Origin of the sequence: Streptomyces sp. NPDC059740, assembly GCF_042733155.1 — a bacterium.
Taxonomy (GTDB): domain Bacteria; phylum Actinomycetota; class Actinomycetes; order Streptomycetales; family Streptomycetaceae; genus Streptomyces.
The window spans coordinates 73,651-95,465 of sequence record NZ_JBHWGP010000002.1 but is presented as its reverse complement, the minus strand read 5'-3'; the positions used below and the strand labels follow the sequence as shown (position 1 = coordinate 95,465).

Genomic DNA, 21,815 nt, shown 5'->3' with positions numbered 1-21,815 from the left:
ACGGCGGCGCCCCGGAACCGCCGGACCCGCGCCTGTGGGTCTGCGCGGTCCGGCGGTGCTGTGACCCGGTCCTGGCGGGGGATGACCCTGCCGGGGCCGGGTTCGTTCGTTCGGGTTCGTTCAGGGGGACGGTGGGACAGCGGCGCCGGCGACGGCGTTCACCTCGGCCCAGACGACCTTGCCCCACCGGCGTACGTCCACGCCCCACCGCTCGGCGAGCGTCCCCACCAGGACGAGCCCCCGTCCGCATGCGGCTCCGTCTCCCGCGGAGCTGCGCCGGGGCAGCGAGAGGGATCTGTCGGAGACGGCGATACGGACGGTGCAGTGGCTCTCCCTGGTGATGCTGAACCGGAGGGAGCGGCATGCGGTGTGCCGGACCGCGTTGCCGACCAGCTCCGAGGCGACGAGGACGGCGTCGTCGGCTGCCTGGTCGAGGCCCCAGGCGAGCAGGGCGGTCCGCACCAGGCTGCGGGCGCGGGCGGCGGTCCGGGGTTCGCGGGGCCAGGTTCTGGTGCAGCCGGGTAGACCGGTGGAGAGAAGCCGGGGTGTTGCGGCGGGTTCACCGACCGTGTCGGCATCGGTGGCGGTCGTGGGTCGTACCGCCGTGGCGAACTTCGGGGGGCGCGCCTTCTCGACGGCCTCACAGCGGTCGTTCACCCGTGCTCCCTGAGCCACTGGGCGAGTCGCGACGCCGCGGCGGCGCTGCATCCTCCGAGCCGGACCATCGCGAGCCCGTGAACGGGGAAGTCGCCGTCGATGCTGGGCAGCGGGTGCCCGATGTCGCGCAGGGCGCAGGCCAGTTCCCGGGCCGCCTCGCGGCCGGCCTTCAGCGCATCCTGCGACGAGGGTGCCGATCCGTGGGTCACGTGAAGCCTCTCTGTTCCGGACGCGCGGCCTGACGCGTCCACTCGCAATGAGTAACCGAGCCCTGACACAGCGCGGTACCTTGGAAGCCGGAGCGGAACGTGAAAGTCCTGAAAGTTTCCGAGACTTCTGCGGGGGCGGAAATGGCGAAGAGCCCGAACGCCGGTCTGGCGGCGCTGCTTCGGGAGGCGCACTGGAGCCAGCGGCAGTTCGTCAACGCGGTGAATCGGCTGGGGGCGGAGTCCGGGGGCGAGCTGCGGTACGACGAGTCGGCTGTCTCGCACTGGCTTCGCGGGACGGAGCCGCGAGAGCGCGTCCGCGGCCTGATCGTCGAAGCACTGTCCAGGCGTCTGTCGCGTCCGGTCACGTTCGCCGAGGCAGGCCTGCGGGCACCGAAGGTTCAGGAGGCCGGGCCCCGGGAGATGGTCGACGGCCTCGTCGATCTCGGGAGGCAGGACATGGATCCGTCACGACGCGGCGTCCTGGGGGCGGCCCTCTTCTCGGTCGCCCTGTCCATCCCCGACTGGCCGGACGTGATCGGACGGGCCGAAGCCGTCCAAGCCGGCCGTTCGCAACACATCGGTCAGGGCGAAGTCCGGATGGTCCAGGACATGACCGAGGAGCTGAGCGGGCTGGACGACCGCTACGGAGGCAGGCATGCACGGCCCATGGCGGCGACCTTCCTGGTCAACACGGTTGCTACGTACCTCCGTTGCGACGCACGGCCCGAGGTCCGCCGGGACCTGCTCTCCGCCGCCTCGGACCTCTGCTACCTCACCGGTTACATGGCCGTGGACGAAGGGCTGCACGGCCTCGCCCAGCGGTACTACCTGAAAGCGCTCGAACTGGCCGGGGCGGCCGACGACCACCTGACCTACTGCACGACCCTCCGGGGGATGTCGGTGCAGGCGGATCTGGGACACAGCCGACAGGCGGTGCGCCTCGCCGATGCTGCCGCGGCGGCGTCTCCGGCGGCGGGCCCCCGCATGCGCGCCTTCCTGGCCGGACAGCAGGCTCACTCGGCGGCCCAACTCGGTGAGAGCCGGGCCGCCCTGCGATACCTGCAGGAGGCCGAGCGGGCCATGGACAAGGCCGAAGCAGGGGTGAAGACGTTCGGCTCCTACGATCCCGCCGCCTTGTACTACCACTCCTCCCAGGTCCGCTATGAACTGGGCGACGTGGCGGGCGCCCTCAAGGTGATGCAGGCCGCCGACAAGGCGCGCGACGACACCTACCGTCGCACCCGGGTGCACCGTCGAGCCCTCCTGGCCGAACGCCAGTTGGAGGCCGGACGGCTCGAAGACGCCTGCGCCACCTGGTCACTCGCGCTGGACGACTACCCCTTCGTGGAATCAGGGAAGTGTGATGCCAAGGTGGCGCACATGTTCGCCCTGATCAGACCGCACCAGCGCAACGAGCAGGCCCGTGAGCTGTACGAGAAGGGTGTGGCGGTCAGGAAGAGCGTGGCGTGAGCTGACCGGGCGCCTCCGGGGCGGTCGCCCTCAACTGTGCTGCCGCGCGGTAGGCGTGGAGAAAGGACTGACATGCCGGAGACCTCAGCCGGCCACGCGGTTGCCTCCCGTGTCCTCATGGCACTTGCCCACGCTCCGACCTGCCCTTCCCTTCACGCCCGTCACACCCTTCGGTAACCTTTTGACGAAGTGTCGGTACGCGAACACTGCGTGTGAGTAACGGGGGTTCTGCCATGGGTCTGGGTGACCTTGTCGACGGCGTGGAGAAGGTCGTCGGCGGTGTGGTCGAGGTCGGCAAAGAGATTGTCATGGCCCCGGCGGAGATTGCGCACTGGGCGTTGACGCAGATGTTCGGCGGGGGCGAGGCGGATCTGAAGAAGATCGCCGCTGAGTTGGACCAGCTCGGCAAGGAGTTGGAGACGTTGTCGAAGGACATGTCGACGACGGTCTCGCACCTGACCTGGCACGGTCCGGCGTCGGATGCGTTCGTGCAGCACGCGCAGGGGCGGGTGAAGGAGCTGAACGGGGTCTCGGACGGCCTGCACACGCTGAGCAAGGACGTCACCCGCCTCGCCAACGTCTACTGACATCACCGACGTCGAGGACCACCGCACCTCGACACGGACAGCCGCCCGGTGCAGGACGTCACCGGGCCGGACGACCGCGGGCGGCCCCGCGGTTCCCAGATCACTCACGGGGGTTTTCGCATGGCCAAGGACACGTTCGGCTTCGAGATGGGGGAGCTGGCCAAGGTCGAGAAGGACTGGCGTACGGCGAGCCGGCGTCTTGAGGAGATGGACAAGAAGCTGGCGGAGATCGCCGGGACGCTGGCGAAGGCGGCGGCGGTGGACCTGGCGTCCTCGCAGCTGGCGACCTTGGTGCCGGGCTTCGCGGTGGCCTTCGAGGTGCTGCGGGACGTGCAGCAGATCCACGAGACCACGCAGTCGCTGGAGTTGCGCAAGCGGACGCTGATGGCGGAGCTGTCGCAGGACGCGGACAAGATCAAGCAGGTCAAGGCGGAGTACGAAGCCACCGAGAAGAAGATCGAGGAGCACCTGAAGAAGCTCAAGGAGCAGCACCGGGGCAAGGACCCGGGGTCCCCCCACACCGGTCTCCACGGGGCCGGTGGCGGTGGCGGAACCGGTGGCGGCGGCGGGGGAACCGGTGGTGGCGGTGGCACCGGAGGGTCGGGGGGCGGCGGCACGCCGGCCCAGGGCCACGGCGACGGCAAGTGGGAGACGCACGGCAACTGGGACGCCTGGTCGCCGGGGAAGCACCACACCACCACGGGTGCCGGTGTGCAGCAGGCCCCCGACACCGACGGGCTGCCACAGGAGCGCAAGGACATCATCGACCGCGCGCTGGAACGCGTCCGCCACAACATCGGCTACAGCCAGTCCGCCACGACCAACGGCTACCGCGACGACTGCTCCGGCTTCGTCTCCGCGGCCTGGGGGCTCAAGCCGCCCGGCCTGAACACCTGGGGCCTGATGGGGCACGACGTCGCCCACCAGATCGGCAAGGACGACCTCCAGCCGGGTGACGCCCTCGTCGCCGGCGACCACACCGTCCTCTTCGGCGGCTGGGCCGACGACGCGCACACCAAGTACATCGCCCTGGAGGACAACGGCTCGCAGGGAACCGTCTCCCACGTCATCCCGTACCCGTACTACCAGGGTGACGCCAGCTCCGAACTGGCCGCGGGTCACCCGTACGTGCCCTACCGCCGCAACGGACTCTGAGCGGACGGGTGTGCGGGGAAGGGCCCCGGCCCCGCACACCCACCGGGCGCGGCCCACCCGCCGCCGCGCGACCGCACAGCGCCAGACGCCGGTTCCCGCCGCGCCCCGCTGCCACAGGGATCCTCCCCACCTACCCGTCCGGCGCTCACCGTGCCGGGCCACCCAGTCACGGGTACCGCCGACTTCCCACCCACGAAAGGGCCCACCGCGCCATGCGTCCTCGCAGCCTGTCGTCCGCCGTCCTGCTGGCGGCGGCACTGGCGACCCTCACCGCCTGCGGTCCCGACCGGAGCGACCAGAAGGCGGACGCCGCCCCGTCCGCCCCCGCCACCACGGCGCAGCCCTCCGCCACCGACTCCGCCGACGGTCCCTCGCCGACCGCCTCCGCCCCCGCCACCGACGGCGCCCCGGCGTCCTCGGAACCGGGCCCCGCCTGTACGCCGGGTCTGAAGTGGGACGGCGGCAAGGTGGTGACGGTCAGCGGTGAACCGTCCTCGGGCGGCGCCCTGTCCGCGCACCTCACCACCTACGTCTGCGACCCCAACGGGGGCCACTACCAGGCGGCCGAGGGCGAGGTCCGCTACCGGCTCACCGCGGGCGCGACCGGACTGCTGGCGGCCGGCGACCCCACGAAGTTCCGCACCGTGGGCCGCGCGGCGCTGCTCGACCACATCACCGCCTGCCTGCGGCGCGAGAGCGTACCCGCACCCCTGAGCTGCTCGGGCGACACCTACCAACTCACCCTGGACGGGCAGGGACGCGTCACGCGGATGCGCGAGATCTGGCACTCCTGACCCACACGAACCGCCCGGACACGGACCGTCCCCACCCCACTTCCTGACGTGTTCGTGCCGGAGTAGCCTGTCGGCTCAGTGGCGGCGCCCGGCCGCCTCTCACACCACGGGGGTGGGTGCATGGGTCTGGGTGACCTTGTCGACGGCGTGGAGAAGGTCGTCGGCGGTGTGGTCGAGGTCGGCAAAGAGATTGTCATGGCCCCGGCGGAGATTGCGCACTGGGCGTTGACGCAGATGTTCGGCGGGGGCGAGGCGGATCTGAAGAAGATCGCCGTTGAGTTGGACCAGCTCGGCAAGGAGTTGGAGACGTTGTCGAAGGACATGTCGACGACGGTCTCGCACCTGACCTGGCACGGTCCGGCGTCGGATGCGTTCGTGCAGCACGCGCAGGGGCGGGTGAAGGAGCTGAACGGGGTCTCGGACGACCTGCACACGCTGAGCAAGGACGTCACCCGCCTCGCCAACGTCTACTGACATCGCCAACGCTACGGACACGCAACGGGACGGCACAGGCTGGTGCCTCCCTGCCGACCGCGGCGGACGGACCGGTCGGCCGCGGCACCGGCCCCGTCGCGGGGCGACGCGTGAGCGGGACGGCGGCGGGGGACGCTCCCTGCGTCGCCCACCGCACCGCCCGCGCCGCGACCGGACGGCGACGGCGCACAGGACAGGTACCACACGGGGGTTTTCGCATGGCCAAGGACACGTTCGGCTTCGAGATGGGGGAGCTGGCCAAGGTCGAGAAGGACTGGCGTACGGCGAGCCGGCGTCTTGAGGAGATGGACAAGAAGCTGGCGGAGATCGCCGGGACGCTGGCGAAGGCGGCGGCGGTGGACCTGGCGTCCTCGCAGCTGGCGACCTTGGTGCCGGGCTTCGCGGTGGCCTTCGAGGTGCTGCGGGACGTGCAGCGGATCCACGAGACCACGCAGTCGCTGGAGTTGCGCAAGCGGACGCTGATGGCGGAGCTGTCGCAGGACGCGGACAAGATCAAACAGGTCAAGGCGGAGTACGAAGCCACCGAGAAGAAGATCGAGGAGCACCTGAAGAAGCTCAAGGAGCAGCACCGGGGCAAGGACCCGGGGTCCCCGCACACCGGCTCCGGAGGCCACCCCGGGAGGACCGGCAACGGTTCCGGCGGGGACGGCGGCAACGGCCAGGGCGGGGACGGCGGCAACGGCGGCGACACCGGAACCCCCGACGGGCACCAGAGCAACGCGGCGAAGATCCCCGTCTCGGACGTCTCCTACGGCGGAGCGGGCACCTACAAGAGCGGCCGGGACGCCTGCAAGGAGTACATCGACCAGGCGCTCGACAAGATGGGGGTCACCGACCCCCAGGCCCGCCGCAACTGGGAGGAGGGCATGCTCACCGTCGCCCAGCGCGAGTCCGCCTACAACTCGCCGAACTACCAGATCAACCTGACCGACTCCAACGCCCACGGAGCCGCGGCCGGTGACGGCCACCCCGGCAACTGCTCCCGCGGCGGCTGGCAGTGCATCCCCAGCACCTTCGCCGCCTACCACCAGCCCGGCACCTCGACCGACATCTACGACCCGGTCGCCAACTGCGCCGCGTCGATGAACTACATGATGTCCCGTTACGGCGTGTCCGCTGACGGCTCCAACCTCGCGGCCAAGGTTCCCCAGGCCAACCCGAACGCCCCGGGGCACGGCTACTGAGCCGCCGGCCGGCGGGGCGCTCGCACCGCCGCCCCCGCCGGCCGCGGTCCCGACGACCGACGACCACACCGCTCACGCATCCCACCCTCCGTATCCGTACGAACAAGGAAACGATCACCCAGTGCCCAGCGCCACCACCCGCACCGCGGCCCTCGCCACCCTCGTCCTCGCCGTCTGCGCCCTCACGGCCTGCGACCCCGACGACGCCCAGACCAGCGGCCCGCAGTCCCCCTCCGCCTCGTCCTCCGCCGCCGGCGACCCCGCGGGGACGCCCACCTCCTCGGCCTCCTCGCCCTCTTCGGCCTCCTCCGCCCCGGCCTCCCACGCGCCGTCGCAGTCGGCCATCGCGGCCGGCGCCTGGATCAACCGCGACGACGTCCCGATGGCCCGGAACTACGACTGGCCCGCCACCGCTCAGGCCGCCAGGACCGCGCACGACCCCAAGTTCGCCCCCGAGACCTTCTGCGGCGCCACCCGGGTCCCCTCCCTCTCCCTCAGCGACTGGAAGGGCCCGGCCGCGCAGGCGAAGCTGGCCGGCACCGGCAGCGCCTCCGACTGGCAGGCGAGGGAGACCATCGTCCACTACCCCGGCGGCAGCTCCGGTGCGGAGCAGTCCGCCTTCGCGCTCTACAACGGCCTCCGGGACGAGCTGGTCGGCTGCAAGGACGCCGCCCCCGACGTCCACGTGAAGATCACCACCGAGGGCCAGGACGGCGGGAACCGCGACCTCGCCGCCAACTTCGCCGTAGCCGACCCGCAGGGCGCCACCAACCAGGTCCACACCTACCTGTCCCTCACCGGTCCCACCGTCACCGAGGTCGTCGTCTGGGCCACCGACCCCGGCCGCAAGTGGACCGCGCCCGCCGACCGCACCGTCCTGAAGGCCATGGAGACCCCGGTCTGCACGGCGTTCGGCGACTGCCACTGACCTCCCGGCACGGCGGCTGACGCTCCCCGGCCCGGCAGGGCAGCGTCAGCCGCCGGGGCCGCCCCACCGGCGGCGGGAACCCACGGCCCGCGCGGCACGTACTCTTGTAAGGAGTCCTCCCGTGGACGCGCCCGCCCTCACCCCGAGCGTCCGAGCAGGTCGTGGCGGCGGCGCGGACCGCAGGGCGGCGTGGGTGCCCGTGGCCGTGGCCACCGGGCAGCCGGCAGCGCCACCCGGCGCGGCGCCGGGCCCGGCGGAGGACTCCCGAGGAGAAACGTCCGCACTCACGAAGGACTGAAGGACACTGGGCAAGCGACAGCCCGAAGGCCCGCCGCCCGCACCGGCGGTGCAGCGCATCCGACTGCGCTACACCAAGCGGGGCCGCCTGAGGTTCACCAGCCACCGCGACTTCCAGCGCGCCTTCGAGCGGGCCCTGCGCCGCGCCGAGGTGCCGATGGCCTACTCGGCCGGGTTCACCCCCCACCCGAAGGTGTCCTACGCCAACGCGGCACCGACCGGTACCGGCAGTGAGGCCGAGTACCTGGAGATCCAGCTCACCGAGGCCCGCGACCCGCAGGCGCTGCGGGCCCTGCTGGACGCCTCCCTGCCGCCCGGCCTCGACGTCGTCGACGCCGTGGAGGCGCGCACCAGCGGTCTCGCCGACCGGCTGGAGGCCTCCGAGTGGGAGCTGCGGCTCGACGGCGTGGCCCCCGAGGCCGCCCGACGCGCCGCCGAGACCTTCCTCGCGGCCGAGGAGGTGCTGGTCGAGCGGCGCACCAAGAACGGTCTGCGCACCTTCGACGCCCGCTCCGCAGTCGTCCACCTGGAAGCCCGGGGTGACGGGAGCGATAGGCCGGGCAGCGATGCCTGTGCGATACTGCGGCTGGTTGTTCGGCACGCCACACCCGCCGTACGACCCGACGACGTCCTGACCGGTCTCCGAGCCACGGCCGACCTGGCGCCGCCGGTCCCCGCAGCGGTGACCAGGCTGGCGCAGGGGCCGCTCGATGCGGAGAGCGGTACGGTGACCGACCCGCTCGCGCCCGACCGCGACGCTGCCGAGACCGCCTCACAGGCGGCAAGCGGACAGAACCTCGCGACGGCGCCGGGCGGGACTCCTCCGGCGTAGCCGGGGGAGGGGTACCCGTACGGGAGCGCCGTCGCCGCGTCGCCGCCGCACCAGGGAGCCACCCCGGTGACGGCGAACGCAACCGACCAGGAGACTTTCGCCGGTCCCGGACCACCCGGGACCGGCGAGCGAAACGACAGCTCCCGTGCGGCGCCCAGCCCCGGACGGCGGAACGTGCAACTGACGCGGACCGCCCCGCGGCCCGGCGCCCGGGAGCGTGACGGGAGAAATGCCCGCATGCTCGAGCCCACTGAGCCCAATTCCGCCTCCGCCCCGCACGGCGGAGCCCACGACACCCCGAGCGACACCCTGCCGCCGCGCCGCCGGCGCCGTGCCGTGTCCCGGCCGGCCGGGCCGCCCGCCGCGGGTGGTGCGGCCGAGGCCGCCGCCGAGGTCGTCGCACCGGCCGCGGAGTCGGCGGCCCCCGCCACCGGCGCCCTCTCGGAGTCCTCCGCGGAGGCCGCCGTGACCACCGGTGACGCCGCCGCCCCCGACCGTCCGCGCCGTCGCGCGACCCGTCGGGCCAGCGCCCCCACCGGCGCCCCCAGGGGTGCCGAGGCCACCGTCCGCACCGGTTCCGAGGCCACCGAGGACACCCCCGCCGCGGCGGCCGGTGCCTCCCAGGAAGAGCCCGCCGGCAAGGACGCCGCCACCGCGACCGAGCTCGCAGCCGCCGCCGAGGCGCCGCGTGGCCGCCCGCGCCGCCGCGCCACCCGCCGCTCCACCGCCCCCGCCGGGAGCCCGGAGCAGGCGCCGGCCGAGGCTCCCGCCGCCCAGGAGGCCGCCCCCGCCCCGGAGGCCACCGCCGACCGCGAGCCCCAGACCGCCGACAGCGCCGCCGCCGAGCCCGCCGCCCCGGCCCGCTCCCGCCGTCGCGCCGTCCGCGCGGTGAGCGCCCCGAGCAGCGCCGAGCAGGGCGAGGCCGCCGTGTCCGCCGGCGCCGCGACCGTCGCCGAGCAGGAGCAGGAGCAGCCGGCTGCCGAGGAGCAGGTCCCGGCCGCACCGGCCCGCTCCCGCCGCCGCGCCACCCGCCGGGCCACGGCCCCGGCCGCCTCGGTGACGGAGCCCGTCGACGAGACCGCCGAGCAGGCCGCTCAGGCCGACCAGCCCCAGCAGACCGACCAGCCCCAGCAGGCCGAGAGGCCCAGGCAGGCGAAGCAGACCGAGCGGAGCCGGCAGGCCAAGCAGGCCGCACCGGCCGAGCAGCCCGCACCGGCCGAGACGGCCGAGGAGGAGGGCCCGCGCCGCCGTGGCCGCCGCCGGGCCGAGCGCTCCGGCCAGCAGGCACCGGCCGCCGCCGAGGCCCCGGCCGCCGAGCGGGCGACGGAGACCGAGCGGCCCGCCGCCGGCCGCCGCTCCCGCCGGGCACCGGCCGCCATGTTCCAGGCCCCCGTCTTCACCGAGCCGATGTTCCAGACGCCGGAGACGGCTGCGGCAGCGGCGGCGGCAGCCGCGGCGGCCACCGACGAGGACAGCACCGACTGGGACGAGGAGGCGGAGGAGCCGGCTCGCGAGGCCCGCACCACCACCCCCCGTCGCCGCCGTCGCCGCGGCGGCCAGGCCGAGGAGCCCGCCGCCGAGCAGGCCCCCGCCGAGGCCCCCCAGGAGGAGCCGGAGCCCGAGGAGGCGGCCGAGTCCGCCGAGGCGGAGGAGGACGCCGGGGAGCGCCCCTCCCGCCGTCGCCGCCGCGGTGGCCGTCGCCGTCGCCGCGGGGAGAGCCCCGAGGCCGAGCAGGGCGCCGAGTCCGAGGACGAGGGCGCGGAGCAGGAGGCCGGCCACGCCGAGGCGGGCAAGGACGCCGCACCCGAAGCCGAGCAGACGACGGACGAGGAGGCCGCGGAGGCCGCCGAGGAGCCCGAGGAGGAGACCGCCGAGCAGGGCGGCGGCAGCTCCAGCAGCCGCCGGCGTCGCCGCCGCCGGCGTCGGGGCGGGGACACGGTCGAGGCCGAGGGCGGCAACGACGACCCCGAGCGCACCGTCGTGAAGGTCCGCGAGCCGCGCAAGCAGGCCGAGGCCTCCGACGAGGTCCAGTCCATCAAGGGCTCCACCCGCCTGGAGGCGAAGAAGCAGCGCCGTCGCGAAGGCCGTGAGCAGGGGCGCCGCCGGGTGCCGATCATCACCGAGGCCGAGTTCCTGGCCCGCCGTGAGGCCGTCGAGCGCGTCATGGTCGTCCGCCAGAACGGCGACCGGACCCAGATCGGCGTGCTGGAGGACAACGTCCTCGTCGAGCACTACGTCAACAAGGAGCAGTCGACCTCCTACGTCGGCAACGTCTACCTGGGCAAGGTGCAGAACGTCCTGCCCTCGATGGAGGCCGCCTTCGTCGACATCGGCAAGGGCCGCAACGCCGTGCTCTACGCCGGCGAGGTCAACTTCGAGGCGCTGGGCCACTCCGGGGGCCCGCGCCGCATCGAGACCGCGCTGAAGTCGGGTCAGTCCGTGCTGGTGCAGGTCACCAAGGACCCCATCGGCCACAAGGGCGCCCGACTGACGAGCCAGGTCTCGCTGCCCGGCCGGTACCTGGTCTACGTGCCCGAGGGCTCGATGACCGGCATCAGCCGCAAGCTGCCCGACACCGAGCGCACCCGCCTCAAGCAGATCCTCAAGAAGGTCGTCCCGGAGAACGCGGGCGTCATCGTGCGCACCGCCGCCGAGGGCGCCAGCGAGGACGAGCTCCGCCGCGACGTGGAGCGCCTCCAGGGGCAGTGGGAGGAGATCCAGCGCCGGGCCAGGACCGACAGCGGCAAGGCCCCCACGCTGCTCTACGGTGAGCCGGACATGACCGTCCGCGTCGTGCGCGACATCTTCAACGAGGACTTCTCCAAGGTCATCGTCAGCGGCGAGGAGGCCTGGGAGACCATCCACGGCTACGTCGCCCACGTCGCGCCCGACCTCGTCGACCGGCTCCAGAAGTGGACCTCCGACGTCGACGTGTTCGCGACGTACCGCATCGACGAGCAGCTCATGAAGGCGCTGGACCGCAAGGTCTGGCTGCCCAGCGGTGGCTCGCTGGTGATCGACAAGACCGAGGCCATGGTCGTCGTCGACGTCAACACGGGTAAGTTCACCGGGCAGGGCGGCAACCTGGAGGAGACCGTCACCCGCAACAACCTGGAGGCGGCCGAGGAGATCGTGCGCCAGCTGCGGCTGCGCGACCTCGGCGGCATCATCGTCGTCGACTTCATCGACATGGTGCTGGAGTCCAACCGCGACCTGGTGCTGCGGCGCATGCTGGAGTGCCTGGGCCGGGACCGCACCAAGCACCAGGTCGCCGAGGTGACCTCGCTGGGTCTGGTCCAGATGACCCGCAAGCGGGTCGGCCAGGGACTGCTGGAGTCGTTCTCCGAGACCTGCGTGCACTGCAACGGCCGCGGCGTGATCGTGCACATGGACCAGGTCACCACCCCCGGTGGCGGTGGCGGTGGCAAGCGCAAGAAGAAGGGCAAGGGCGGCGGCGAGCAGCAGGCCGTGTCCGAGCAGGTCGAACATGCTCCCGAGGCCGAGGCCGAGCCGGAGGTCCCCGTCGAGCTGCCCGAGCCCGCCGACCGGGAGCCCGCCGCGGCGGTCGCCCAGGACGCCGCCGCCGAGGTGGACGAGTGGTTCGGCAGCCCCGCCGAGGCCGAGGCCGCGGCAGCACGGGGACGGCGGGGACGCCGTCGGGTGAGCCGCAAGGTCTCGGCGCCCGCCGGGTCGCCGAAGGCCGTCGAGGAGTCCGCCGAGATCGTGGTGGCGGCCGAGTCGCCGGCCCCGGCGGCCGAGGAGCCCGCGCAGCAGCCCGCCCCGGCGCCCGCAGCCGAGGAGGCCGCAGCGCCCGCTCCCGAGCAGCCCGCCGCGGCTCCCGCCCGCCGTCGCCGCCGGGTGACGCGGGAGGTCTCCGCACCGCCCGCCCAGGCCGCCGAGATCGTCGAGCCCGCCCCGGCCGAGCCCGTCCCCGCGGCGGAGCAGCCGGCTCCGGAGCCCGCCGCCGAGGAGCCGTCGGCCCCGGCGGAGGCCGAGGAGGCGCGTCCGGCGAAGAAGGCGGCGGCGAAGAAGGCCACCGCCAAGAAGGCGCCGGCGAAGAAGACGGCCGCCAAGAAGACGACGGCGAAGAAGGCCACCACCCGCAAGGCGGCGGCCGCCGAACCGGAGGCCGCTCCCCAGGAGCCCGCCGGGGAGGCCGCGGCCCAGGAGGAGCCGGCGGCGGAGGCGGCGGAGGAGGCGCGCCCGGCGCGCAAGACGGCCGCGAAGAAGGCACCGGCGAAGAAGGCGGCGGCCAAGAAGACGACCGCCAAGAAGACCGCGCCGGCGAAGAAGACCGCCGCCAAGAAGACGACGGCCAAGAAGAGCACCGCCAAGAAGTCGGCACCCTCGGAGGCCGGCTCCTCGGAGGAGTGAGCAGTCGGCTCCCGCCCCGGCCCCGGCCCGGTCGCGCCCCGCGCGCTACCCGGGCCGGGGCCGGGCCCGTCCGGCCGCCGGGGACGCCCCGTAAGGTGCGTGGCGGCCCGCCCGGTCCCGGTTTGACCTCCGCTCTTCGCGCCCCGTAACCTTGACCGTCGGCGTGTGAACGCCACACCCCTGAGCAGACACCTCCCGGTTCACCGGGGGAGGCCGCTCGTCCTCTCGGATTCCACGTGTCCCGGGTCCCGGAACTCTCCGGTCCGCAGCGTGAGAGCGGCTGGCATCAGTGGTCCCGTCTTCGAGTGAAAGAGAGTTCCCGTGTACGCGATCGTGCGTAGCGGCGGCCGCCAGCACAAGGTTGCTGTGGGCGATGTCGTCGAGGTTGACAAGATTTCCGCCGGCAAGGTGGGCGACGCGGTCGAGCTCTCGACGCTCCTCGTCGTCGACGGCGAGACGGTCACCAGTGACCCGTGGGTGTTGGCGGGTGCGAAGGTCCAGGCGGAGATCGTGGACCACCACAAGGGCACCAAGATCGACATCCTCAAGTACAAGAACAAGACCGGTTACCGCAAGCGGATCGGTCACCGCCAGCAGTACACGGCGCTCAAGATCACCGGCATCGACGCGCCGGCGAAGTAAGGGACTGAGGAGACATGGCACACAAGAAGGGCGCATCGTCCACTCGGAACGGTCGCGACTCCAACGCGCAGCGGCTCGGCGTGAAGCGCTTCGGCGGCCAGGAAGTCCTCGCCGGTGAGATCATCGTCCGCCAGCGTGGCACCCACTTCCACCCGGGCACCGGGGTCGGCCGCGGCGGCGACGACACCCTGTTCGCCCTGGCCCCCGGCGCGGTGCAGTTCGGCACCCGTCGCGGCCGCAAGGTCGTGAACATCGTCCCGGTCGCCTGACGACCGTGTGACGGGCGTGGCCCAGGCCGCGCCGGCAGTACCGCATTCCGAGGGCGGACCGCCTGCTCTCCCGTAACGGGGGAAGGACGGTCCGCCCTTGGTGCGTTGAACGAACAGCGCACCACCCGTCAGCACCATCCCCGTCCGGGGAACTACAGGAGGCATCCACCATGACCACCTTCGTGGACCGCGTCGAGCTGCACGTCGCCGCGGGTAACGGAGGCCACGGCTGTGCCTCCGTCCACCGTGAGAAGTTCAAGCCGCTGGGCGGCCCGGACGGCGGCAACGGCGGCCGTGGCGGCGACGTCGTCCTCGTCGTCGACAGGGACGTCACCACGCTGCTGGACTACCACCACCACCCGCACCGCAAGGCCACCAACGGCCAGCCCGGCGCCGGCGACAACCGGGAGGGGAAGAACGGCACCGACCTGGTGCTGCCCGTGCCCGACGGCACCGTCGTCATGGACGCGCAGGGCAACGTGCTGGCCGACATGGTCGGACAGGGCACGACCTTCGTGGCCGGCAGCGGTGGCCGCGGCGGCCTGGGCAACGCCGCGCTCGCCTCCGCACGCCGCAAGGCGCCCGGTTTCGCGCTGCTCGGCGAGCCCGGCGAGGCCCGCGACATCGTCCTGGAGCTGAAGACCGTCGCGGACGTCGCGCTGGTCGGCTACCCCAGCGCCGGCAAGTCCTCGCTGATCTCGGTGCTCTCCGCGGCCAAGCCGAAGATCGCCGACTACCCCTTCACCACCCTGGTGCCCAACCTCGGCGTGGTGACCGCGGGCTCCACCGTCTACACCGTCGCCGACGTGCCCGGCCTCATCCCGGGCGCCAGTCAGGGCAAGGGGCTGGGGCTGGAGTTCCTGCGCCACGTGGAGCGCTGCGAGGTGCTGGTCCACGTCCTGGACACCGCGACGCTGGAGTCCGACCGCGACCCCCTCTCCGACCTCGACGTCATCGAGGCCGAACTCACCCAGTACGGTGCCGGGCTCGACGAGCGGCCCCGGATCGTCGTCCTCAACAAGATCGACATCCCGGACGGCAAGGACCTCGCCGACATCATCCGCCCCGACCTGGAGGCGCGCGGCTACCGCGTCTTCGAGGTCTCGGCCGTCGCCCGCACCGGGCTGAGGGAACTGAGCTTCGCCCTCGCCGAGATCGTGGCGGCCGCCCGCGCCGCCCGGCCGGTGCAGGAGGCCACCCGTATCGTCATCCGGCCCAAGGCCGTGGACGACGCCGGCTTCACCGTCACCCCCGAGGGCGAGGAGTTCTTCCGGGTCCGCGGCGAGAAGCCCGAGCGCTGGGTGCGGCAGACGGACTTCAACAACGACGAGGCCGTCGGGTACCTCGCCGACCGCCTCGCCCGCCTCGGCGTCGAGGACGCGCTGCTCAAGCAGGGCGCCCGCCCCGGCGACGGCGTGGCCATCGGTCCGGAGGACAACGCGGTCGTCTTCGACTGGGAGCCCACCATGGCCGCCGGCGCCGAGATGCTCGGCCGCCGCGGCGAGGACCACCGCTTCGAGGCGCCCCGCCCCGCCGCCCAGCGCCGCAAGGAGCGGCAGGCGGAGCGGGACGACGCGCTGCAGGAGTACCGGGGTTTCGAGCCCTTCGAGGACTAGCCGGTTCCGTTCGGACCAGTCGCTCGTCGGCCCGGGTGTGCCGTTGGCTGACGGGCGGTGGGCGTGGAGTGAGCCGCTGCTCCCGGACCGGAGGAAGATGCCCGCGACGTGGAGGCCGGCCACATCCAGGTAGATGGTGGCGGTCTTCTCGTAGCGGGTGGCGGTGCCTCGCCACTGCTTCGGACGGCTGATGCACCGCTCGACGGTGTCGCCCCTTCACCCGTCGCCCCGCCGGGCAGGCCCGCGTCCTCGCAGCGCGGCGGGCCGACGGGCCCCCTGCGGCGCGGCCGTTCGTCCGATCCGCTGCCCTTGTGTCCGTGGTCAGGGCAACCACACGGCCTTTTCATGCGTCTTTCATGTTGCAGGCGCTCGCTGTTCCCTCGTCATCCACATGCCGGGGAGGTGGGCCGCCTGTGGGTCCGTCGCAGTCGCGTCGGGCCCCGGGAGTGGCCGCGCACGGGCCGGTGGAGGCGCTCGGCGTCCTGCCTCGGGCCGTGTCGGGTCACCGTCCACCGAAGGCTGACAAAGGTGTACCGCACCAGAACGCGTCCCCTCCCTGTGACCGAGTGTGCGGCGTCCCTCGCAGAGTGGTGCGCCCAGGTGCAAGGAGCCCCCCACCATGCGCAATCCTGAAGCGCCCCAACTCGTCGACGTCTACCGGCGTGTGGTCCCCGAGGAGGCGCGGCGGGCCATCGCGCAGCGCGTCGGCTCCGACCTGCGCCAGCAGATCAAGATGCGGCTCGCCGTGGTGGCGGAGGCGCGCGACCGGATGCGCAGCGCGCGACTCGCGCGGCAGCACGGTCCCTACCTCTCCGGGCCCACGCGCACCATCGTGACGTCGGGCGGCACGGCGCGGATCGCGGAGGTGCAGGAGGGCGTCACCCCCCTGACCGCGCGCCGGGCCAACCTCGAACGCGTCCTGGGAGCACTGCGCGAGCGGGGCATCGACCACTTCTGCGTCCGGGGCCGCTCCCAGACCTCCTCCGCGGTGGCGGTGGACGCCGCCGACCGGGAGGCCGTCCTCGCCGCCCTCCGCGTCCTCGGCCACATGCACCCGGCCTACCTGGCGGCGCCGCGGCCCGGGCGCCCGTTGCAGCGTCTGGAACTGCCCGGCCACGACCACGAGACCTGGGAACGCGTCGCCGCGGCCGACGTCCTGCGGATCGCCTGGTACCGCACCGACCCCTCCCGGCGACTGGTGCTCGGGATCGACTACGGGTGCGACGTGGAGTTCTGGAGCCGCGAGGACGAGGACCTGGTCTCGCCCCGCCGGGGCGTGGTCACCGAGCGGGTGCCGGCACACGGCGAGAGCGTGCAGGTCCCGGAAGGGCGGTTCACCGACCTGGCACCGGCCTACGAGGAGGCCGGGACCGTACGGGTCCCCAGCCGGCGCGAGTTCGACCTGCGCACCACCTCCTCACCCGACTTCCCCGTCGACGTGGTCTACACCTGGGTCGACGGCTCGGACCCGCAGTGGCTGCGGCGGCGTGCCGCGTACTCGGGCGCCGGCTACCACGAGGAGGCCGCCAACGCCGCCCGGTACCTCAGCCGGGACGAACTGCGCTACTCCCTGCGCTCGCTCCACCTCTACGCGCCCTGGGTACGCAACGTCTACCTCGTCACGGACGACCAGAGACCGTCCTGGCTCGACACCGCCCACCCGCGGATACGCGTCGTCAGCCACAAGGAGATCTTCACCGACCCGGACTCCCTGCCGACGTACAACTCCCACGCCATAGAGAGCCAGCTGCACCACATACCCGGCCTCTCGGAGCACTTCCTCTACTTCAACGACGACGTGCTGCTGGGCCGCGAGGTCGTGCCCGGCGACTTCTTCTTCACCAACGGCGTGAGCCGCTTCTTCCCGTCCCCCGCGCTGGTGCCCCTCGGCGAGGTGACGCAGGAGGACCCACCGGTCGCGGCGGCCGGCAAGAACAACCGGCGGCTGGTCGCGGAACGCTTCGGGGCGGTCATCGTGCAGAAGATGAAGCACATGCCGCACGCCCTGCGCCGCAGCGTGCTCAGCGAGATCGAGGCCGCCTACCCGGAGCAGTACCGCGCCACGGCCGCCAGCCGCTTCCGCTCCACCAGCGACCTGTCGGTGGCCTCCTCCCTGCACCACTACTACGCCTTCCACACCGGCCGGGCCGTGCCCTCCCGCGAACTCGACTACACCTACTGCGACCTGGCCCAGCCCGGGGCCGAACGCCGGCTGGGCACGCTGCTGGCCAAGCGGGACCGGCACGTCTTCTGCGTCAACGACACCACCTCCACCGAGGCGGACCTCGAGGCCCAGCACACCCTGCTGGCGACCTTCCTCGAGGAGTACTACCCGGTCCCCAGCCCGTTCGAGCGCAAGGACGCCAGCTCATGAGACGACTCGTCGCACCCGGCGAGGTCCTGCGCCGCGGCTACACGGCCGCGCGTGAGGCCCGCACCCGCTGGGCGGGCCTGGTCACCGTCCCGCCCGCCGTCGACGACTGGCCCCGCCTCACCCCCGCCCACCTGTCCCTGCTGGACGGACGCACCCTGAACGTCTGCGTCCGGGTACCGGACCAGATCCGGCCGACCGAGGCGCACCTGGTCATCGGGGGCGGCGCGAAGCCCGTGGTGGCGCCCCTCACCCTCACCGAGCGCGGTGAGGGACGCGTGGAGGCCTCCGGCACCCTGGTGGTCGGCCTGCTGGACGGCCGGTGCGAGACCGTGCCGGCCCTGCCGACGGACCTGCGGCGCTACCTGCTCGCCGCCGGGCAGTGGAAGCTCTCGGTACGGTTCGCCGACGGCACCGGCGAGGAACGCCGCTTCGCCCTGGCCGCCGTCCCCAACCCGCTGCCCGACGGCCCGACGATCGCCGCCCCCACGGCCGCGGACGGCTCCCACGGCAGGCTGCTGGCCTCCTCCACCGGCCGCGCGCACCTGTCCCTGGGACGGGACGCGGCGGCGGCCGAGGTGGAACGGGTCGTGATCGGCTGGAGCGACCTCACCCTCCACGGCCGGCTCACCAACGCCGCGAGCCAGGCGTACACCGGCGCCTCGGTCGAGCTCGTGCGGCGCGGCGGAGCCGCGGTACGCAGCGTGCAGCCGGCCTGGGACGGCGAGCACTTCACCTGCCGGCTGCGGGTCGAGGACTTCGCCGGCGCCACCGCCAAGGAGCAGATCTGGGACGTGCGGCTGACCGCGCCGGGCGGCAGGCCCCTGAAGGTCTCCCGCCGGCACACCGACGTCCGCCTCCCCAAGCAGGTCTTCCGCATGCCCAACCGCCTGCTCGCCGACGAGCAGGGCAGGTGCCTGCGGATCAACCCCTACTACACACCGGTCGGCAGCCTGGCGCTTCGGGGCGCCGTCATCGCCTCGGAGAGAGAACAATGAAAATAACCTTCCTGCTCACCTGGGGCGACGAGATGGGGGGCACGGAGCAGGCCGTGTACACCCAGGCCACGCACCTCGCCCCGCGCCACACGGTGGAGGTGCTCAGCGTCTTCCGGACCAGGGCGGAGCCGTTCTTCTCCGTCGACGCCCGCGTCCCCGTGCGCTACCTGGTGGACCGCTCGGGTGAGTACGAGCGTCCGGTGCGCGAGAGCGGCCTGGACCGCCAGGCCTGCGAGCGGCTCGCCGGCCTGCCCAGCGAACTGGTCAACTCCCGTTGGGAGGCGACCTTTGACGCCCTGTCCGACATCGAGATGAAGCGGGCGCTGCGCACTCTCGACACGGACGTGCTCGTCACCACCTCGCCCGCCCTGATGTCGGCCGTCGCCGACCTCGCCCCGGCCGGTGTCGTCACCGTCCACCAGGAGCACCGCCCCAGCCAGCTGCGGGGCGGCACCGGCGAACCGCTGCTGCTGCGCGCCCCGGAGATCGACGCCCTGGTGGTGCTCACCGAGCGGACCCGGCAGTGGCTGGAGGAGTCCCTGGGCAAGGCCGCACCGCGGCTGGAGGCCATCCCCAACGCCATCCCCGAAGGCTTCCGCCCCCGCTCCAGCCTGACCGGGCGCACCATCGTCATGCCGCGCCGCCTCGTCCCCGACAAGCAGGTCGACCACGCCGTCACGGCCTTCGCCAAGGTGCTCCCCGAGCATCCCGGGTGGCGCCTGCGGGTCTTCGGCGACGGGCCGCAGATGCCGCGGCTGCGCAACCTCGTCGAGGGCCTCGGCCTGCACGACTCCGTGGAGATCCTCGGCCCCAGCCAGCACATGGACGAGGAGTGGGCCCGCGCCAGCCTCACCATCCTGCCCTCCCAGGACGGCGAGGCCTTCCCCCTGGTCCTGCTGGAGGCGTTCGCCGCCGGCGTGCCGGCCGTCGCCTACGACATCGTCACCGGCCCGGCCGAGATCGTGCGCCACGGCGTGGACGGCCTCCTCGTGCCGCCGGGCGACATCGAGTCGCTGGCCGCCGCGCTGGACCGGCTGATGGGCGACGAGGAACTGCTGCGCACCTACGGGCGCAACGCCCTGGAGGGCTCCGAGCGCTTCTCCGCCGGGGTGGTCGTCAAGCGGTGGGAGGCGCTCTTCACCGAGCTCGTCGCCCGCCGGGACGACCCGCGCCGCATGGCCGAGCGCGCCGACCGCATGGCGCACCGGGTGGTGGACGGCGGGGCCGGACGCTTCCACGCCGCCGTGGCCGCCGACCGCACGGCCCCCTCCTCGGGCGACCAGCGGGCCAGGGAGGCCGTCATCAACGCCGCCGACCGCAGCCTGGTGAGGGCCAGCGGCCGGCTGTGCGAGGTCCGGGACGACCTGCGCGCCGCCGACGTCCTCGACCGCAACTTCGAGACCGTGCACACCGCCCTCGAACGCCACGGGGTGCCGTACGTGGTGCTGCGCGAGACCGACGCCGTCCAGCGGCGCAGGCTCGCCGTCGACGCCCGGCACGCCGAGCGGGCGAGGGCCGCGCTGGTCGCCGAGTACCAGGGCAAGGCGGTCTACGCCGAACTGCTCAAGCCCCGCACGCACGCCCCCGCGGTGCTGCTCGCGGAGCGGCTCGAAGGCATCGGGGAGACCGCCGGGCTGCGCGTCTTCCGGCCGGTGGTGACCTCCACCCGCACCCTGCGCTTCGGCCCCGCCTACGGCTGCGACATCGAGTTCTGGCCCTTCGAGCCGGCCGAGGAGGGGGGCGACGACCACTTCGCCGCACCGCTGCGCGCCACCGAGCTGGGCCGGCGCCTGCCCTCCCTCACGGCGGACGCCACCACCCCCGTCGCAGGCCGCGACCACCCCACGCTCGCCCCCTTCACCCGCACGCTGGTCGGTGACATCGGCTTCCCCGTCGACGCCGTGTACACCTGGGTCGACGACACCGACCCGGCCTGGCAGGAGCGCAAGGCACGCCGCCGCGAACAGATGGGGCTGCCCGCGGAGTCGGCCGGCGACGCCGCCGCCCGCTTCCGCAACCGCGACGAACTGCGCTACTCGCTGCGCTCACTGGCCATGTTTGCGCCCTGGGTGCGCAACGTGTACCTGGTGACGGACGACCAGACCCCCGCCTGGCTCAACACCGAGCACCCCGGCGTGAAGGTGGTCTCCCACCGCGACCTGTTCGCCGACCCCGACTGCCTGCCCACCTTCAACTCCCATGCCATCGAGAGCCGCCTGCACCACATCGAGGGCCTCTCCGAGCAGTTCCTCTACCTCAACGACGACGTGTTCTTCGGCCGCCCGGTGGGCGCCCAGCGGTTCTTCCTCGCCAACGGCACCAGCCGGTTCTTCTGGTCCCCGACCACGGTGCCGGTCGGCGAGGTGAGCGAGGAGGACGAGGCCTACTTCGCCGCGGCCAAGAACAACCGCCGGCTGCTTCAGGAGCGGTTCGGGGTGACCGTCTCCAACAGCTTCCTGCACGCCCCACACCCGCTGCGGCGCAGTGTCCTGGCCCGCATCGAGGAGGAGTTCCCGCAGGAGGTCCGGCGTACCGCGGCCTCGCCGCTGCGGCACTGGCGCGACATCTCCATGGTCTCCTCGCTCCACCACCACTACGCGTACCTGACGCGGGAGGCGGTGCCCAGCAGCATCAGGTGCGCCTACGTGGACGTGGGCACCTACGAGCGCCACCCCGAGCTCACGCGACTGCTGTCGCTGCGGGGCCACGACGTGTTCTGCCTGGGCGAGTCCATGGACGCCGAGGTGCCCGCCGCGGAGCAGGAACGGGTGGTGGACGCCTTCCTGCGCGCCTACTTCCCGGTCAAGAGCCCGTACGAGGTGTGAGCCGAGCCGGTCGCCGAGGACGGGCCTGCCCACCGCACAGCGCGGTGGGCAGGCCCGTCCCGTACCGGGACGCACACCGGGGTGCTCCCGGCCTCATGCCGGGGGCGGAACG

17 protein-coding genes are annotated in these 21,815 nt (G+C 73.0%); 15 read left to right on the top strand and 2 right to left on the bottom strand.

Going from position 1 to position 21,815, the window contains the following annotated elements:
* Window positions 1-120 precede the first annotated feature (120 nt).
* Together ACFV3R_RS03235 and ACFV3R_RS03230 are read right to left on the bottom strand one after the other, a co-directional pair.
* Window positions 121-657 carry an ATP-binding protein gene (locus tag ACFV3R_RS03235; protein ID WP_385574564.1) on the bottom strand — a complete coding sequence of 179 codons (537 nt, stop codon included), beginning with the start codon at window positions 655-657 and terminating at the stop codon, window positions 121-123.
* On the bottom strand, window positions 654-866 hold the full coding sequence (locus ACFV3R_RS03230; RefSeq protein WP_385574556.1) for a hypothetical protein: 213 nt from the start codon (window positions 864-866) through the stop codon (window positions 654-656). Before ACFV3R_RS03230 ends, ACFV3R_RS03235 begins: the two co-directional genes overlap by 4 nt.
* Before the next feature lie 141 nt (window positions 867-1,007).
* Between ACFV3R_RS03230 and ACFV3R_RS03225 the strand changes: the two genes are divergently transcribed.
* From ACFV3R_RS03225 to ACFV3R_RS03155, 15 genes are all read left to right on the top strand, one after another.
* Window positions 1,008-2,336, top strand: a complete 1,329-nt coding sequence (locus tag ACFV3R_RS03225) for a tetratricopeptide repeat protein (protein ID WP_385574552.1) — start codon at window positions 1,008-1,010, stop codon at window positions 2,334-2,336.
* A gap of 233 nt (window positions 2,337-2,569) precedes the next feature.
* The gene (locus tag ACFV3R_RS03220) at window positions 2,570-2,923 is read left to right on the top strand and encodes a WXG100 family type VII secretion target (RefSeq protein WP_385574548.1); all 354 of its coding nucleotides are present in this window, start codon (window positions 2,570-2,572) and stop codon (window positions 2,921-2,923) included.
* Between the two features lie 120 nt (window positions 2,924-3,043).
* Window positions 3,044-4,078 carry a hypothetical protein gene (locus tag ACFV3R_RS03215; RefSeq protein WP_385574544.1) on the top strand — a complete coding sequence of 345 codons (1,035 nt, stop codon included), beginning with the start codon at window positions 3,044-3,046 and terminating at the stop codon, window positions 4,076-4,078.
* Between the two features lie 212 nt (window positions 4,079-4,290).
* Window positions 4,291-4,872, top strand: coding sequence for a hypothetical protein (locus tag ACFV3R_RS03210; protein ID WP_385574541.1), 582 nt, complete (start codon window positions 4,291-4,293; stop codon window positions 4,870-4,872).
* Window positions 4,873-4,992: 120 nt separating this feature from the next.
* Complete coding sequence (locus ACFV3R_RS03205) at window positions 4,993-5,346, top strand: WXG100 family type VII secretion target (RefSeq protein ID WP_385574538.1); 354 nt, start codon at window positions 4,993-4,995, stop codon at window positions 5,344-5,346.
* A gap of 218 nt (window positions 5,347-5,564) precedes the next feature.
* Window positions 5,565-6,551 carry a transglycosylase SLT domain-containing protein gene (locus ACFV3R_RS03200; RefSeq protein WP_385574534.1) on the top strand — a complete coding sequence of 329 codons (987 nt, stop codon included), beginning with the start codon at window positions 5,565-5,567 and terminating at the stop codon, window positions 6,549-6,551.
* A 121-nt stretch (window positions 6,552-6,672) separates the two neighbouring features.
* Complete coding sequence (locus tag ACFV3R_RS03195; protein ID WP_385574530.1) at window positions 6,673-7,479, top strand: hypothetical protein; 807 nt, start codon at window positions 6,673-6,675, stop codon at window positions 7,477-7,479.
* Between the two features lie 346 nt (window positions 7,480-7,825).
* A complete protein-coding gene (locus ACFV3R_RS03190) occupies window positions 7,826-8,608 on the top strand; it encodes a TIGR03936 family radical SAM-associated protein (RefSeq protein WP_385574527.1) in 783 nt (260 codons plus the stop codon).
* A 237-nt stretch (window positions 8,609-8,845) separates the two neighbouring features.
* The gene (locus ACFV3R_RS03185) at window positions 8,846-12,982 is read left to right on the top strand and encodes a ribonuclease E/G (RefSeq protein ID WP_385574523.1); all 4,137 of its coding nucleotides are present in this window, start codon (window positions 8,846-8,848) and stop codon (window positions 12,980-12,982) included.
* 321 nt (window positions 12,983-13,303) lie between these two features.
* On the top strand, window positions 13,304-13,624 hold the full coding sequence (rplU, locus tag ACFV3R_RS03180) for a 50S ribosomal protein L21 (RefSeq protein WP_385574520.1): 321 nt from the start codon (window positions 13,304-13,306) through the stop codon (window positions 13,622-13,624).
* Between the two features lie 14 nt (window positions 13,625-13,638).
* Window positions 13,639-13,893 (top strand): 50S ribosomal protein L27, encoded by a 255-nt coding sequence (gene rpmA, locus ACFV3R_RS03175; protein ID WP_385574517.1) that lies wholly within the window; start codon window positions 13,639-13,641, stop codon window positions 13,891-13,893.
* Window positions 13,894-14,063: 170 nt separating this feature from the next.
* Window positions 14,064-15,509 (top strand): GTPase ObgE, encoded by a 1,446-nt coding sequence (gene obgE / locus ACFV3R_RS03170; protein WP_385574514.1) that lies wholly within the window; start codon window positions 14,064-14,066, stop codon window positions 15,507-15,509.
* Between the two features lie 619 nt (window positions 15,510-16,128).
* Window positions 16,129-17,883, top strand: coding sequence for a stealth family protein (locus tag ACFV3R_RS03165; protein WP_385574510.1), 1,755 nt, complete (start codon window positions 16,129-16,131; stop codon window positions 17,881-17,883).
* On the top strand, window positions 17,880-18,878 hold the full coding sequence (locus tag ACFV3R_RS03160; protein ID WP_385574507.1) for a hypothetical protein: 999 nt from the start codon (window positions 17,880-17,882) through the stop codon (window positions 18,876-18,878). The genes ACFV3R_RS03165 and ACFV3R_RS03160 overlap by 4 nt, the downstream gene beginning before the upstream one ends.
* Window positions 18,875-21,703, top strand: a complete 2,829-nt coding sequence (locus tag ACFV3R_RS03155; protein ID WP_385574504.1) for a stealth conserved region 3 domain-containing protein — start codon at window positions 18,875-18,877, stop codon at window positions 21,701-21,703. The genes ACFV3R_RS03160 and ACFV3R_RS03155 overlap by 4 nt, the downstream gene beginning before the upstream one ends.
* Window positions 21,704-21,815 lie beyond the last annotated feature (112 nt).